Origin of the sequence: Streptomyces sp. NPDC006529 (genome assembly GCF_040611795.1) — a bacterium.
Classification (GTDB): Bacteria; Actinomycetota; Actinomycetes; order Streptomycetales; family Streptomycetaceae; genus Streptomyces.
This window is the reverse complement of sequence record NZ_JBEXPB010000001.1, coordinates 202,053-216,230: the sequence shown is the minus strand read 5'-3', so window position 1 is coordinate 216,230 and position 14,178 is coordinate 202,053. Positions and strand designations below refer to the sequence as shown.

Below are 14,178 nucleotides of genomic sequence, written 5' to 3'. Positions count from 1 at the left end.
ACCCGTGTCAGTCGGCCAGCGGCAGGTAGACGCGGTTGCCCGCCGCGGCGAACTCGGCGGACTTCTCCGCCATGCCCGCCTGGATCTCGTCCGCCTTCAGGTCCCCGCCGTGTTCGCGACGGATGTCCTGCGAGATCTTCATCGAGCAGAACTTCGGGCCGCACATGGAGCAGAAGTGCGCGGTCTTCGCGGGCTCGGCCGGAAGGGTCTCGTCGTGGAACTCGCGCGCCGTGTCGGGGTCGAGGGCCAGGTTGAACTGGTCCTCCCAGCGGAACTCGAAGCGCGCGTCGGACAGCGCGTCGTCCCATTCCTGAGCGCCGGGGTGCCCCTTGGCCAGGTCGGCGGCGTGCGCGGCGATCTTGTACGTGATGACACCGGTCTTGACGTCGTCACGGTTGGGCAGACCCAGGTGCTCCTTGGGCGTCACGTAACAGAGCATCGCGGTGCCCCACCAGGCGATCATCGCCGCGCCGATGCCCGAGGTGATGTGGTCGTACGCGGGAGCGACGTCCGTGGTCAGCGGGCCCAGGGTGTAGAAGGGGGCCTCCTCGCAGATCTCCTGCTGGAGGTCGATGTTCTCCTTGATCTTGTGCATCGGGACGTGACCCGGGCCCTCGATCATGGTCTGCACGTGGTGTCGCTTGGCGATGGTGTTCAGCTCGCCCAGCGTCTTCAGCTCCGCGAACTGCGCCGCGTCGTTGGCGTCGGCGATGGAACCGGGGCGCAGGCCGTCACCCAACGAGTAGGTGACGTCGTACGCGGCCAGGATGTCGCAGAGTTCCTCGAAGTTCGTGTAGAGGAAGTTCTCCTTGTGGTGCGCGAGGCACCAGGCGGCCATGATCGAGCCGCCGCGGGAGACGATCCCCGTCTTGCGGCGCGCGGTCAGCGGCACGTACGGCAGCAGCACGCCCGCGTGGACTGTCATGTAGTCGACGCCCTGCTCGGCCTGCTCGATGACCGTGTCCTTGTAGATCTCCCAGGTCAGCTCCTCGGCCCGGCCGTCGACCTTCTCCAGCGCCTGGTAGAGCGGAACGGTGCCGATCGGGACGGGGGAGTTGCGCAGCACCCACTCGCGGGTGGTGTGGATGTTGCGGCCGGTGGAGAGGTCCATGACCGTGTCGGCGCCCCACTTGGTGGCCCAGGTCATCTTGTCCACCTCCTCCTCTATCGAGGAAGTGACGGCGGAGTTCCCGATGTTGGCGTTGACCTTCACCAGGAAGCGCTTGCCGATGATCATCGGCTCGATCTCGGGGTGGTTCACGTTCGCGGGCAGGACCGCGCGGCCTGCCGCGATCTCCTCGCGGACGACCTCGGGGGCGACGTTCTCGCGGATCGCCACGTACTCCATCTCCGGGGTGATCTCACCGCGGCGGGCGTACGCGAGCTGGGTCACTGCCTGGCCGCCGCGGCCCCGGCGGGGCTGGCGGGGGCGGCCGGGGAAGACGGCGTCGAGGTTCTTGAGGCCGCCGCGGGGCGAAGTGTGCTTGATGCCGTCGTCCTCGGGGCGCACGGGACGGCCCGCGTACTCCTCGGTGTCACCGCGGCCGATGATCCAATTCTCGCGCAGCGGTGCCAGACCCCGGCGGACGTCGGTCTCGATCTGCGGGTCGGTGTACGGGCCGGACGTGTCGTAGAGCGTCACGTCCTTGCCGTTGGTGAGGTGGACCTGGCGGACCGGCACGCGGAGGTCGGGGCGGGAACCCGCGACGTACCCCTTGTGCCAGCCGGGCTGGCGCTCTTCCCGACCGTCGCTGTCCTGGCTGACGGCAGGCGTGTGTGCGTCCTGAATGGTCATGAGACCTGATCTCCCTACGCCGGCATTACCCGGTAACAGGTTCGGCGGTCGACGCAGCCTCTTCCCGTACGTGTCCACGTACGGTGATCAGCGCCCTCTCAGCCCGGTGCTCCGAGCTCCCGCGTTGTGCAAAGGTGCCCCCACGCTAGCGTCATCCCTGGCGTGCTGAACAGTGGGCCCCCTCATCTCTTGCGATGATCAGTCGGTGACGTCCTCGCCGCAGCCCCCCATCGAGCCCACGGAACCCACGGAACACACGGGTCACGCCCACGCCCGCCACGGGTCGCCGCACGAGGCCTCCCCCGGACCGTCCCACGGGCACTCCCACTCCCACGGTCACGGACCGGCGGCTCCCGTTTCGAAGCACCTGCGCAAGGTCATCGCGGCGGTGCTGATCCCCTTCGCCGCCGCCGTCCTGGTCGGCATGGTCGTCCTGTGGCCGGGCGGCGCCCCCGCCCACGAGCGCACCGGCGTGGGCTTCGACCGCCAGACCCAGCAGGGCGCGGTGGTGTCGATCGAGCGGGTCGACTGCAAGTCCGTCAACGCCGCCCAGGTCCCGCCCCCTTCCGACGCCCCCCGGAGCGGTGCGGCCGAGGCCGCTCGGGCAGGCGACTGCAAGAAGGCGACGGTGAAGGTCTCCACCGGCCCCGATCAGGGACGCACCTTCGTGGAGATCGTCCAGCCGGGCGCGCCGCGGCAGTTGGAGGACGGCCAGGAAGTCGTGGTCGCCTACGCGCCGGCCGCCCCCCGCGAACTGCAGTACTCCGTCATCGACGTGAACCGGAAACTCCCGCTGGCGCTGCTGGCCGGCATCTTCGCCCTCGCGGTCGTGGTGGTCGGCCGGATGCGCGGGCTGTTCGCGCTGATCGCGCTGGCCGTCAGCTTCTCCGTGCTGACGCTCTTCATCCTGCCCGCCATCCTCCAGGGCTCGAACCCGCTGGTCGTGGGCGTCGTCGGAGCCAGCGCCATCATGCTGATCGCGCTCTACATGTGCCACGGCCTGACCGCCAGGACCTCGGTCGCCGTCCTCGGAACCCTGGTCTCACTGCTGCTGATCGGGCTGCTGGGCTCGGTGTTCATCGGCTGGGCGTTCCTCAGCGGCAACACCGACGACAACACCGGCCTGATCCACGGTCTCTATCCGCACATCGACATGAGCGGCCTGCTGCTCGCAGGGGTGATCATCGGATCGCTGGGCGTCCTCGACGACGTGACGGTCACTCAGACGTCCGCGGTCTGGGAACTCCACCAGGCCGACCCGACGATGGGACCCCGCGCGCTGTACCGGGCGGCGATCCGGATCGGGCGCGACCACATCGCGTCCGTGGTCAACACTCTGGTCCTCGCCTACGCGGGCGCGGCGTTGCCGCTGCTGCTGCTGTTCTCCATCGCGAACAGCAGTGTGGGAACGGTGGCCAACAGCGAGCTGGTGGCCGAGGAGATCGTACGGACGCTCGTGGGCTCGATCGGTCTGGTCGCCTCGGTCCCGGTGACCACGGCACTGGCCGCACTGGTCGTGTCCGCCGACCGGTCGGGATCCCCGGCCGCCACGGCGGCCTCGGGGCCGAGCCGCGGAGGGCGCGGTCGTCGACGTAAGCGGTGACACTGTGTGATGGCATTCAGCCCGCGTTCTGCTCGTTCTGCCGGGCCTCGGCGAGGATCTTCTCCAGCGCCTCCTCCAGGTTTTCCTCGAAATCACCGAGGTTGCGCTCCTGACCGAGCGGCACGATGCGGTCCGTGCGGTCGAGGAACGCCACCAGCGGCGCCGCGCTCGCCCGGAACAGGGCCCGGTCGGCGCCGACCTGGAGCCGGATGTGCACGTCCGACAGCTCCTCCGGTTCGGTCGGAGCGATGTGCACATCGCCGTCACCACATGCCTTGTTGATGCCGTCCAGCAGCAGTTCGCGGCCGAATGCCCAGGTCACGGGCGCGTCGCCGGGGAGGTGGAACGTCAGGCGCACCGCGTAGGGGTCACGCGCCTCGTACCGCAGCTCCACCGGGATCCGGAAAGCGAGCTCCTCCGAAACGAGGAAGCTCATCATGACCTCTGCCTGTACCGATTCGCGCATTGCCTACCCCGCTGTCGTGGAAGTGGCCAGGAATGGTCCCTCAAGGCCCTCTTGACAAGAGTGGTGTAAGCGCTTGCAGATCACAAGGAGTGAGTTTTCAGATACTGATAGAGAACGAGAGGCTACTCAACAGCGCGCCTACTTCACTCCGTAGCCGAGCGAGCGCATAGGGCAACCGGCCTTCGAGGTGCAACGGAAGAGAAATCGCCAAGGTCGCGGCGATGTCTCCGGCTGTGATCGGGATCGCCGCACACACCGTGCCGAGGGAATACTCCTGACGCTCCGTAACCGACTGCATCCGGCCGAGCGAGTCGATCCGCTGCTCGAGAGCGTGCATGTCCGAAACCGTGTACGGGGTGACGGGCTGGACCGGATGGCGGTCGTAGTGGTCCTTGCGCGCCTTCTCGTCGAGCTGTGCCAGCAGGCACTGGCCGATGGCGTGCGCGTGGCCTGTCTCGCGGAAGGCGGCCCACTCCTCGCAGGCGGGGCCGGCCGGGGTGTCCGAAACACCCACGACCTCGATCTCACCGTCGCGGTAGACCGCGAAGTAGACGGGGGCTCCGACCGTCTCGCGGAAATGCGCGAGCGAGTCCAGGATCATGGTGCGACGTTTCTGCTCAAGCCCGCCACCAGCCAGTCGCCCCACGGCTTCCCCCAGGACGAACACTCCGCCCTCCCGGCGCAGATAGCCCTCGTGCGTCAGGGTCCGCAGTAGGTGGTAGGCGGTGGCGAGCGGGAGACCGGCCTCGCGCGCCAGTTGCTTCGCCGGAGCTCCCTCGCTGTGGGAACCCACCGCTTCGAGCAGCCGCAGAGCACGCTGTACCGAGCCGATCAGTGTCGGCACACCGGCATTGTGAACCGATGGCAAAGCTCACCCCCAGGCGTGGCGGCGGGCCTTGGGGGCGGCCCGCCCGCGGGGGCCGCCCCCGCGTGTCCGCGCTTCCTGGGGGTCGCACTCGGCTGTACGTGAAATCACCGCGGGTCAGGGCGGATTACCGGCTTCAGCGCCCAGGGAACGGCACGGATTTTTCACTGTATCCGCCACGCCCCGGCGTGTGCGCGGTGTTCCGGTTCCCGTCCCTCACCTGGGTTAATCCGCCGCGTGGCGGGTTGCTACCACTCGCTCGACGAGGACTTGGAACCGCCGGTGACCTTCTTGACGACGAAGACCAGACCCGCGACCAGGCCGACGAAGAGCAGCACGTTGAAGAGCAGGTGGATCAGCGTTCCCAGGATGCTGGTGACCACACCGCCGAAGACGAACAGCGCCAGCAGCGGAACGGCGACCCACTTAACCCACCAGGGCATACCTGCGAATGTCTCCCGGATGCCGTCCATGTCCCAACCTCTTCCTGGTCCGTTGCTTCCTGCCTCCGATGCTAGGAGCCGGGGGAACGCAACGGGGGCCGCTGAGCCCTTGGAGTCCCCTGACCCGCCCCCTAGGGGCTCCGGGCCCGTGGAACACCGGGTACTCGGGGGTCACCCGGCCCCGGAGCCGGCTCAGCCCTCCGGCGGCGAGAAGACCACCAGCACCTTCAGGTCCTCGGTGATGTGGTGGAAGCGGTGCGGGACCCCGGCCGGGACGTAGACCACGCCGCCGCGCGCGACCGTCGTCGTCTCCTCCCCGACGGTGATCGACGCCCGCCCGCTGACGACGAAGTAGACCTCGTCCTGGGCGTGCGGCTGCTGGGGATCGCTCTGCCCGGCGTCCAGCGCGTACAGCCCGACGGACATGTTCCGTTCGCGCAGGAACTGGAGGTAGGCGCCGTCATTGGCCAGTCGCTCGGCCTCGAGTTCGTCCAGCCGGAATGCCTTCATCGTCCTTGCGCCCCTTGTGCTCTTTCATGCCTGTCATCCGCTGTCGCGCTGATGTCCCAGCCGGATCTTCTCTGCAACGATCAGACACATGACGAATTTCGTAGTCAAGACGCTCGCCAACGCCGCGGCCCTGGCCGTGGCGATCTGGCTGGTCGCGGACATCACGCTCAACGACGGCAGCAGCATGGGTCACCGGACCCTCACCCTGATCCTGGTCGCCCTCGTGTTCGGCCTGGTCAACTTCCTCGTCAAGCCGGTGGTGAAGCTGTTCTCGCTGCCGCTGTTCATCCTTACGCTGGGCCTGTTCACCCTGGTCGTGAACGCCCTGATGCTGCTGCTGACCTCCTGGCTGGCCGGAAAGCTCGGCCTCAGCTTCCACGTCGAGGGCTTCTGGACGGCCGTGGTCGGCGCTCTGATCATCTCCATCGTCTCCTGGGCCGTGAACCTGGTCCTCCCTGACAAGGACTGAGCGGGCTCGCCCGGCAGCCATCCGTACCGCGCTGAAGGAGCACACCCCGTGAACCCCCACGACCGAGCCGGCCTCGGTGACGGCACCCGGGCCGTACGCGCCGGACTGCCCGATCCCGCGAAGAACGAACCGACGCTGCCGGGCCCAGTCTTCGCGGCCCACTTCCACCTGCCCGGCGATGTCGAAGGGCCCTACACCTACGGCCGCGACACCAACCCGACCTGGACCCTCCTCGAACGCGCCATCGGGGAACTGGAAGCGCCGGGCGAGGAAGTGGACACGGTCGTCTTCGCCTCCGGCATGGCGGCGGTCTCCGCCGTCCTGCTCTCCCAGACCCGCGCCGGGGACACCGTCGTCCTGCCGGACGACGGGTACCAGGCCCTGCCGCTCGTCCGCGCCCAGCTGGAGGCGTACGGAGTCCACGTGCGCACCGCCCCGACCGCCGGGGAGGCCCAGCTCGCGGTGCTCGACGGGGCCCGGCTGCTCTGGATCGAGAGCCCGTCCAACCCGGGGCTCGACGTCTGTGACGTACGGCGGCTGGCGGAGGCGGCCCACGCCGGCGGCACGCTGGTCGCCGTGGACAACACCCTGGCCACCCCGCTCGGCCAGCGGCCGCTGGCCCTCGGCGCGGACTTCTCCGTCGCCAGCGGCACCAAGGGGCTGACCGGCCACGGTGACGTCCTCCTCGGATACGTCAGCTGCCGCGACCCCGAACTCGCCGCCCGGGTCCGCCAGTGGCGCAAGGTCGTCGGCGCGATCCCGGGGCCCATGGAGGCCTGGCTGGCCCACCGCTCCCTGGCCACCCTCCAGCTGCGCACCCTGCGCCAGTGGGACAACGCACTGGCCGTCGCCGAGGCGCTGGCCGGCCGCGGCGATGTCACGGGCCTGCGCTACCCGGGACTGCCCGCCGACGCCTCCCACGCGACGGCCGGCCGGCAGATGTCGGGTTACGGCTCGGTGGTCTCCTTCACCCTGGCCGACCGGAGCCACGCCGAACGCTTCATGAGCGCCCTGCACCTGGTGGAGGACGCCACGAGTTTCGGCGGTGTCCGCTCCACGGCCGAGCGGCGCGGCCGCTGGGGCGGCGACGCCGTTCCCGACGGCTTCATCCGCTTCTCCGCAGGGGCCGAGGACACCGATGACCTGGTCGCCGACGTGCTGCGGGCCCTGGACACCGCGGCTTCCGGCGGGTCGGGCGGGACCGGGACCCCGGGGAACCGCGACGTCTGAACCACCCGGGTGCAGGTGGTCCGGGCCGCCCCCGGCGGCCCGGACCACCTGCTCGGCGCCGCGGCGTTTCAAAAGCGGAGTCCTGGGCCACGCTTCACCCATGACCGAACGTCCTGTGGTCAAACGCACCGCCCGCGCGATCCTGCTCGACGGTGACGATCTGATCCTGATCAAACGCACCAAGCCCGGCGTCGATCCGTACTGGCTCACCCCCGGCGGCGGAGTGGAGTCCACGGACGCCACCGTCGTCGACGCCCTGCACCGCGAAGTCCACGAGGAACTCGGAGCCAAGATCACCGATGTGGTGCCCTGTTTCGTCGACACCGTCGAACACATCGCCGAAGCAGGAGTGACCGGCGTCAAGGTGCAGCACTTCTTCGTCTGCCACCTCGAATCGATGGACCCCAGCCAGCGTCACGGACCCGAGATCGATCAGCCCGAAGGCGAGTACGAGATCGTCAGGGTGCCGTTCAGCCGTGTCGGCATCGCCGCCGTCCATCTCGTCCCGCTGTCCCTGCGGCACTACCTCGACGGCAACATCGAGGGCGTCCGCGCCATGCACGCCGCCGACCTGGGCTGAGCCGCTCCGGTGGGGGCCCACGGCTCAGCCGGAGACCCCCACCGGCTCCTCGACCGAGTCGTACCGGATCCGGTCCCCCGGGATCCCTATCCGCTTCAGGGCGTCCACACCACTGCGGATCATCCCCGGCGGACCGGAGATGAAGGCGTCGTACGAATTCCAGGGCCCGTGCTCACCGGCCGCCTGCGGCAGCTGCCCGGCCAGCCCGTCGCACACCACGGGCCGCACCGACAGCCACGGGTGCGAGCGCTGCAGACCCAGCAGCGTGTCCTTGTCGTAGAGGTCGTCGTCGCTGCGCGCCCCGAAGAACACTTCCATCGGGCGCCGCTCGCCGTGCCCCGCCACGTCCTCGATCAGCGCCTTGATCGGGGCGATTCCCGTACCACCGCCCAGGCACAACATCCCGTTGTCGGTGGAGTGGTCGACCACCATCGAGCCCGTCGGCGGCCCCAGCCGCAGGACATCGCCGGGACGGGCGTGGCGCACCAGCGCGTTGGACACCCACCCCGCGGGGACGGCCTTGACGTGGAAGGACAGCAGCCCGTCGGCGCGCGGCGCCGACGCGAAGGAGTAGTGCCGCCACACCCGGGGCCACCAGGGAGTCTCCAGACTCGTGTACTGACCCGCCAGGAAGGTGTAGGGCTGATCCGGACGGACCGTCAGTACGGCGATGTCCGGGGTGCGCAGGTCGTGCGAGACCACTTCGGCCTGCCAGAACGCGGGGGCCTTCCGTTCGTCGTCCGCCGCGGCATCGATCATGATCTGGGAGATCGCGGTGTACGCCCGCACCCAGGCGGCTTCTGCCTCCGGGCCCCAGCTCCGCTCGGCGTACCGGGCCAGCGCGCCGATCAGCGCCTCGCCGATGATCGGATAGTGCCCGGCCATGGTGCCGTACTTGCGGTGACCGGCGCCCAGCCGGCTCAGAAAAGGGGTGAGCACCTGCGGATCGTCGATGTGCTCGGCCGCCGTGAGCAGGGCCTTCAACAGCCTGTCCCGCTGCAGGTCCATGGCCACGGGGAACATCGACCGCAACTCCGGATGACCCGTGAAGACCAGGGCGTAGAAGTACGACGTCACCTTGTCGGCTATGGGACCGATCTCGGTGAGGGTCTGACGGATGAGCACGGCATCGGAGGAGGGCTCGGTCACGCCGCCCCCGGAGGGTATTGCGTCGGTCCCCCATCTGGCCGATCTGGTGGGCGGAGCGTCCATGCGGTGCCTCGCTTCGAACATCTCGGACGGTGTGCACGCGCCACGGCCTTGAATCCGTGGTTCCGGGCTTCGCAGCATGCCAGCCGAAAGAACGGCTTGCGGAGAAATGCGGAAATTCCGCAGTTCGAACCGGCGCCCGCCTTAAGATGCCCCGACTTCGGGCAAGGATGCCCCCACTTCGGGGACGAGCGGCGCCGCGCCGGCGAGCCGGTACGCCGCACGAAGGTCCCGGCCCTCGTAGACGTGGGTCGCGAGGGCGGCCACGTGGGGCCGCGCATTGACCGCCACCGAAACCGGTAACACCCCGAACAGGACCGCGTCGGTCATGGAGTCCCCATAGACGACACAGTCGCTCCGGGTCACCCCGAACTGCGCGCAGAGGCGGTCCGCCACCTCCAGCTTGCCCTCCGGGGTCAGGATCCCCGTCACGTCCACGGCCCGGGTGAACGGCACCTCGGGGAAGACGGAACCGTGCGCGGCGTGCGCGCCCCACTCCAGCAGGAGTTCCACGAAGAACGACGGTGACAAGGACACGACCGCGCAGTACTCCCCGCGCTCCCGGATCTCCTGCCAGACCTCGCGGATGCCCTCGATCCAGGGCGCTCCGTCGAATGCGGCCCGCACGTGAGCAGGGGTCAGTCCCGCCCAGAGGGCGTGCACGCCCACCGCGAATTCCGGCGGTCCGATCTCCCGCGCGCTGAACGCGCGCTCCAGCTCGGCGATCTCAGCACTGAGCCCGAGCTGCCGGGAGATCTCGACGGGCGCCGCCGAGCCGAACATCAGCGTGCCGTCGAGGTCGAAGAGGTGGAGACGTGTCATGAGAGCCGAGGCTAGCCTGTCGGTTTCACGTGAAACAGCTGTTGGTTTCACGTGAAACAGCGCGTTTCACGTGAAACAACGGCCGGTTTCACGTGAAACATCCGCCTCCAAAACCTCTGGACGCTCCCCGTCCGGTGATCCACGCTGGGTCGGTGACACCACCACAGCTCATCGATCTACCGATCCGCGCACTGACCCTGGACGATCTCCGGTACTGCGCCGACCTCTCCCAAGACCGCGGCTGGCCCCGCGAGGACCACAAGTGGGGTCTGCTCCTCGCAGCGGGAGACGGGTACGGGGTCGACGCCCCTGACGGCCAGGGACTCGCGGCCGCGTGCGTCGTCACCCGGTACGGACAGACGCACGACACGGCGGAGCTGGCCGCCATCGGCATGGTCCTCATCGCCGAGCGGTACTCCCGTCAGGGCCTGGGCCGCCGCCTGATGACGTACGTCTGCGACGACGTCCTCGAGGGCATCCCGCTCACGCTGAACGCCACTCCGTACGGCCGTCCCCTCTACGAGGAGCTCGGCTTCGACGCCACCGGCCGGGGCGAGATGCTGGCGGGCAGCTTCCGGCCCGGCCCGGCAGCGTCCGGCGCGGATGCCCACCAGGTCCGTCCGGCCACCGCGGAGGACCTCCCGCGCATCCTGCGGCTGGACGCGGAGATCTTCGGCGCCGACCGGACCCACATCATCGTCCGGTTGCCCGCCTTCGCGGACCGGCTCGCCGTCGCCGAGGACCACACCGGCGAACTCGTCGGGTACGCCGCCATCTGGCCGAACATGGAGACGCACGTCATCGGCCCTCTGATCGCGCGCGACACCTCCGGTGCCCAGGCGCTCGTCACGGCCCTCGCGGCGACCACCGATCGCCCCCTGCGCACGGACATCGACGTGCGCCACGAGGAACTGCGCGACTGGCTCAAGGACCGCGGACTCGACTCCATCACCTACAACACCGTCATGACCCGGGGCCTCCCGGATCTGCCCGGAGACTGGACCCGTCGCTGGGCCCCGCTCACCGTGGCCGCGGGCTGAGAGAGGACTGCTCCATGACCGACCTGACCGCACTGGACATCCGGCCCGCCACCGAGGCCGACCTCCCGGACATCGTCGCGATGCTCGCCGACGACCCGCTCGGAGCCACCCGGGAATCCCCGGACGACCTCAGCCCGTACATCGCGGCCCTCAAACGGCTCACCGACGACCCGAACCAGCACCTGGTGGTCGCCGTTCGCGGAGAGCGGGTGGTCGGCACCCTCCAGCTGACCGTCATCCCGGGCCTGTCCCGCAAGGGTTCGACCCGTTCCATCATCGAAGGCGTCCGTGTGCACGCCGATGAACGCGGCAGCGGACTGGGCACCCGCTTCATCGAATGGGCGATCGAGAAGTCCCGGGCGGAGAACTGCCAGCTCGTGCAGCTCACCTCCGACGTCACCCGTACCGATGCGCACCGGTTCTACGAGCGGCTCGGCTTCGTCGCCTCGCACGTGGGCTTCAAGTACCAGCTCTGACCGAGGTCGGCACACGGCCGATGGCCGGGCCCCTGTCGGTGGCCCGGCCTACCATCCCGAGGATGAGCCGCAGCCTCCCCCTCGTCACCACCGCCGACCGCCGTCACCGGCTCGGCCGTCGGCACCGTCTCGCGCCCTCCACCCGCGCCACCACGGTGGCGGAAGCGGCGGACGCCGTGGTCGCCCTGCACGCCACCGACGCGGCGACCGTCTTCCTCTCCGCCCGCGCACGCCTGCTCAACTGCGGGCCCGACACCATCGAGCAGGCCCTCTACGAGGACGTGAGCCTCGTCCGCCTGCTCAGCATGCGCAACACGCTCTTCGCCGTCTCGCGGGAGTGCGCCCCCTACGTCGACTCCTCCACGGCGCGGGCGATCGCCCTCAAGGAGCGGCGCAGCCTGCTCAAGCACCTCGCGGAGGACGGCCAGGGACTGGACGCCGAGTGGCTCGCCGATGTGGAGGCCGCGGCCCTCGCCGCCCTGGACGCCCACGGCCCCTCGACAGGAAGCCAACTCTCCGCCGCGGTGCCCGCCCTGCGCCAGAAGATCACCGTCGGACGCGGAAAGAAGTACGAGGCGGAGACCGGCGTGACCACCCGGGTGATCCGGCTGCTGGCCGCCGACGGGCGCATCCGCCGGGACCGGCCCCGTGGTTCCTGGACGTCCAGCCAGTACCGCTGGGTCCACACGGAGCCCTGGGCGCCCGTACCCGCGGCCGAGGCACGCGCCGAACTGGCCCGGCGCTGGCTGTACGCCTACGGACCGGCCACCGAGGCCGACCTCAAGTGGTGGACCGGGTGGAACCTCTCGGACGTGCGCAAGGCCCTGGCCGCCGCCGGGACCGAAGAGGTACGTCTCGACGACGGTGGGACCGCTCTCGTCGCCGCCGCAGACTCCGGGCCCAAGGCGGCGCCCGAGCCCTGGGCAGCCCTGCTGCCCGCGCTCGACCCCAGTGGCATGGGGTGGGCCGACCGCCGCTTCCAGCTCGATCCGGCCCACCGCACCGCCCTCTTCGACTACGCCGGGAACATCGGTCCCACGGTGTGGTGGAACGGCGAGATCGTGGGGGGTTGGGCCCAGCGGGCGGACGGAGAGGTGGTCTGGAAGCTGCTGGAGGACCGGGGCCGTGCGGCCGAGCGGGCGGTCACCGCCGAGGCGCAGAGGCTGGCCCGGTGGGTGGGCGACGCACGCGTCACCCCGCGCTTTCGCACCCCACTGGAACGCGAACTCGTCGGCTGATCAGCCGACGCCCCGCCACCCCTGGGGGTCGACGCCCCCGGGGACCGGCGCGGCCGGATCGTAGGGCGCCCGCGTGAAGACGAACGACCCGATGTCCAGGTGGCTCACCGATCCGTCCGCCCGGCGCACCGCGCGCAGGGTCTCGCCGGCGTGGTAGCCGCTCACTCCGATCCAGTTCCCGTCACCGGCGGCCCGGAAGCGGGCCGCCCGTCCGGTCGCCGCCACGGGACCGAGCGCCAGACTTCCGTCCGCGTTCAACCGGAGCACGTGCGGGGCCGTGCCCCAGTACCAGGGGCCGGTCAGCTCCAGAGCCACCTCATCGGCCTCCCGGAAGGGCTTCCAGGGCTCCGGGATCCGCGGCTCCGCGTCTGCCACGATGCCCAGCAGCTCGGCGGCGAGCAGGGAGACCGGCAAGCCGGAGGTGCCGTTCGCCAGGGCGACCACGGCGAGGTCGTCCGTCTCGCTCGTCCACAGGCAGGCGACGAAGCCCGGGAGCGAGCCGCTGTGCCCCGCCAGGGAGCGCCCGCCGGAAGCCGTCAGTTGCATGCCCAGGCCGTACCCGCCCTCCGCGACGCCCGGCTCGGGCGGCGAGGCCGCCGTCCGCATCTCGCGCACCGTCTCCGCGGCCAGCACCCGCTCGTCGCCCCGCGTGAGGAAGACGGCGAACCGAGCCAGATCCCGGGCCGTGGACCAGAGCTGCCCGGCGGGCGCCATGAGCCCCAGGTCTTCCAGGGGCTCCGGCAGCATCACGTCCGCCCAGGGGTGCACGGCCCAGCCGCCCGCGTGCGGGGCCTGCGGATGCACACTGGTCCGCTCCAGCCCCAGCGGCCGCAGCACCTCGTCGTGGAGCACCTCGGCCCACGGCTTCCCGCGCACCGCCTCCACCAGCGAACCGAGCAGGGTGTACCCCGGGTTGGAGTAATGGTGGCGCCGGCCGGGCACGTGCCGGAACGGCTCCTCCCCCAGGACGTCCGCCAGCTCGGGCCGCAGCGCGCCCGGGGTGCGCTCCCACCACGGAGCCGGAGTTTCCGCCGCCAGCCCACCCGTGTGGGCGAGCAGCTGAGCGATGGTCACCTCGCCCGCCCCCGTGCCCGGGAGGTGCTTCTCCAACGGGTCCTCGAGGTTCAGCAGGCCTTCGTCGCGCAGCCGCAGCACGAGCACGGCGGTGAAGGTCTTGCTGATCGAACCCACCCGGTACTGCACGTCACCGTCGGGCCCGTGCCCGTCCACACAACTGCGGGAGCCCTCCCACACGATCTCGCCGCCGCGGACCACCGCGGCCACGAGCGACGGCACCCGTCCCTCGCTCTGGGCGACGGCGATGCGGTGCAGCAGTGCCCGCCGGGTCGAAGGGAGCAGGTCCCGCTCGTCGGACGTACCTGCCGCGCCGAACGGACCTGCTGTGTCTGCTGTACCTGCGGAAGTCATGATC

15 protein-coding genes and 1 riboswitch are annotated in these 14,178 nt (G+C 70.1%); of the genes, 7 read left to right on the top strand and 8 right to left on the bottom strand.

The window, feature by feature from the left end; genetic code table 11:
- Positions 1-7: 7 nt before the first annotated feature.
- Positions 8-1,795, bottom strand: a complete 1,788-nt coding sequence (gene thiC / locus ABZY31_RS01010; RefSeq protein WP_356403255.1) for a phosphomethylpyrimidine synthase ThiC — start codon at positions 1,793-1,795, stop codon at positions 8-10.
- A riboswitch (TPP riboswitch) is annotated at positions 1,790-1,928 on the bottom strand. Its footprint overlaps the gene before it by 6 nt.
- Positions 1,929-2,000: 72 nt before the next feature.
- Between thiC and ABZY31_RS01005 the strand changes: the two genes are divergently transcribed.
- Complete coding sequence (locus ABZY31_RS01005) at positions 2,001-3,398, top strand: YibE/F family protein (RefSeq protein ID WP_356403252.1); 1,398 nt, start codon at positions 2,001-2,003, stop codon at positions 3,396-3,398.
- 16 nt (positions 3,399-3,414) lie between these two features.
- Here the strand turns inward: ABZY31_RS01005 and ABZY31_RS01000 are convergent, their stop codons facing one another.
- The 4 genes from ABZY31_RS01000 to ABZY31_RS00985 form a co-directional block, all read right to left on the bottom strand.
- Positions 3,415-3,864: an SsgA family sporulation/cell division regulator gene (locus ABZY31_RS01000; RefSeq protein ID WP_356403249.1), complete on the bottom strand. Its 450-nt coding sequence runs from the start codon at positions 3,862-3,864 to the stop codon at positions 3,415-3,417.
- 97 nt (positions 3,865-3,961) lie between these two features.
- Positions 3,962-4,699 carry a helix-turn-helix domain-containing protein gene (locus ABZY31_RS00995; protein WP_356403685.1) on the bottom strand — a complete coding sequence of 246 codons (738 nt, stop codon included), beginning with the start codon at positions 4,697-4,699 and terminating at the stop codon, positions 3,962-3,964.
- 278 nt (positions 4,700-4,977) lie between these two features.
- The gene (locus ABZY31_RS00990; RefSeq protein WP_356403246.1) at positions 4,978-5,202 is read right to left on the bottom strand and encodes a DUF5326 family protein; all 225 of its coding nucleotides are present in this window, start codon (positions 5,200-5,202) and stop codon (positions 4,978-4,980) included.
- Positions 5,203-5,364: 162 nt separating this feature from the next.
- Entirely contained in the window at positions 5,365-5,682 is a 318-nt protein-coding gene (locus tag ABZY31_RS00985) for a cupin domain-containing protein (RefSeq protein WP_330331521.1), read from the bottom strand.
- Between the two features lie 88 nt (positions 5,683-5,770).
- Between ABZY31_RS00985 and ABZY31_RS00980 the strand changes: the two genes are divergently transcribed.
- The 3 genes from ABZY31_RS00980 to ABZY31_RS00970 all read left to right on the top strand — a co-directional run bounded on the left by ABZY31_RS00980 (position 5,771) and on the right by ABZY31_RS00970 (position 7,961).
- Complete coding sequence (locus ABZY31_RS00980) at positions 5,771-6,151, top strand: phage holin family protein (RefSeq protein ID WP_356403243.1); 381 nt, start codon at positions 5,771-5,773, stop codon at positions 6,149-6,151.
- 48 nt (positions 6,152-6,199) lie between these two features.
- A complete protein-coding gene (locus ABZY31_RS00975) occupies positions 6,200-7,381 on the top strand; it encodes a cystathionine gamma-lyase (protein WP_356403240.1) in 1,182 nt (393 codons plus the stop codon).
- Positions 7,382-7,481: 100 nt separating this feature from the next.
- Entirely contained in the window at positions 7,482-7,961 is a 480-nt protein-coding gene (locus ABZY31_RS00970) for an NUDIX hydrolase (protein WP_356403238.1), read from the top strand.
- 24 nt (positions 7,962-7,985) lie between these two features.
- On the opposite strand, the gene ABZY31_RS00965 is transcribed toward ABZY31_RS00970, so the two are convergent.
- Positions 7,986-9,194, bottom strand: a complete 1,209-nt coding sequence (locus tag ABZY31_RS00965; RefSeq protein WP_356403234.1) for a globin domain-containing protein — start codon at positions 9,192-9,194, stop codon at positions 7,986-7,988.
- Positions 9,195-9,314: 120 nt separating this feature from the next.
- On the bottom strand, positions 9,315-9,992 hold the full coding sequence (locus ABZY31_RS00960) for a haloacid dehalogenase-like hydrolase (protein WP_356403231.1): 678 nt from the start codon (positions 9,990-9,992) through the stop codon (positions 9,315-9,317).
- A 152-nt stretch (positions 9,993-10,144) separates the two neighbouring features.
- Between ABZY31_RS00960 and ABZY31_RS00955 the strand changes: the two genes are divergently transcribed.
- From ABZY31_RS00955 to ABZY31_RS00945, 3 genes are all read left to right on the top strand, one after another.
- A complete protein-coding gene (locus ABZY31_RS00955) occupies positions 10,145-11,032 on the top strand; it encodes a GNAT family N-acetyltransferase (protein ID WP_356403228.1) in 888 nt (295 codons plus the stop codon).
- Positions 11,033-11,055: 23 nt separating this feature from the next.
- On the top strand, positions 11,056-11,508 hold the full coding sequence (locus ABZY31_RS00950; RefSeq protein ID WP_356403682.1) for a GNAT family N-acetyltransferase: 453 nt from the start codon (positions 11,056-11,058) through the stop codon (positions 11,506-11,508).
- A 62-nt stretch (positions 11,509-11,570) separates the two neighbouring features.
- Positions 11,571-12,746: a winged helix DNA-binding domain-containing protein gene (locus ABZY31_RS00945; protein WP_356403226.1), complete on the top strand. Its 1,176-nt coding sequence runs from the start codon at positions 11,571-11,573 to the stop codon at positions 12,744-12,746.
- Here the strand turns inward: ABZY31_RS00945 and ABZY31_RS00940 are convergent, their stop codons facing one another.
- On the bottom strand, positions 12,747-14,174 hold the full coding sequence (locus ABZY31_RS00940; RefSeq protein WP_356403223.1) for a serine hydrolase domain-containing protein: 1,428 nt from the start codon (positions 14,172-14,174) through the stop codon (positions 12,747-12,749).
- Positions 14,175-14,178 lie beyond the last annotated feature (4 nt).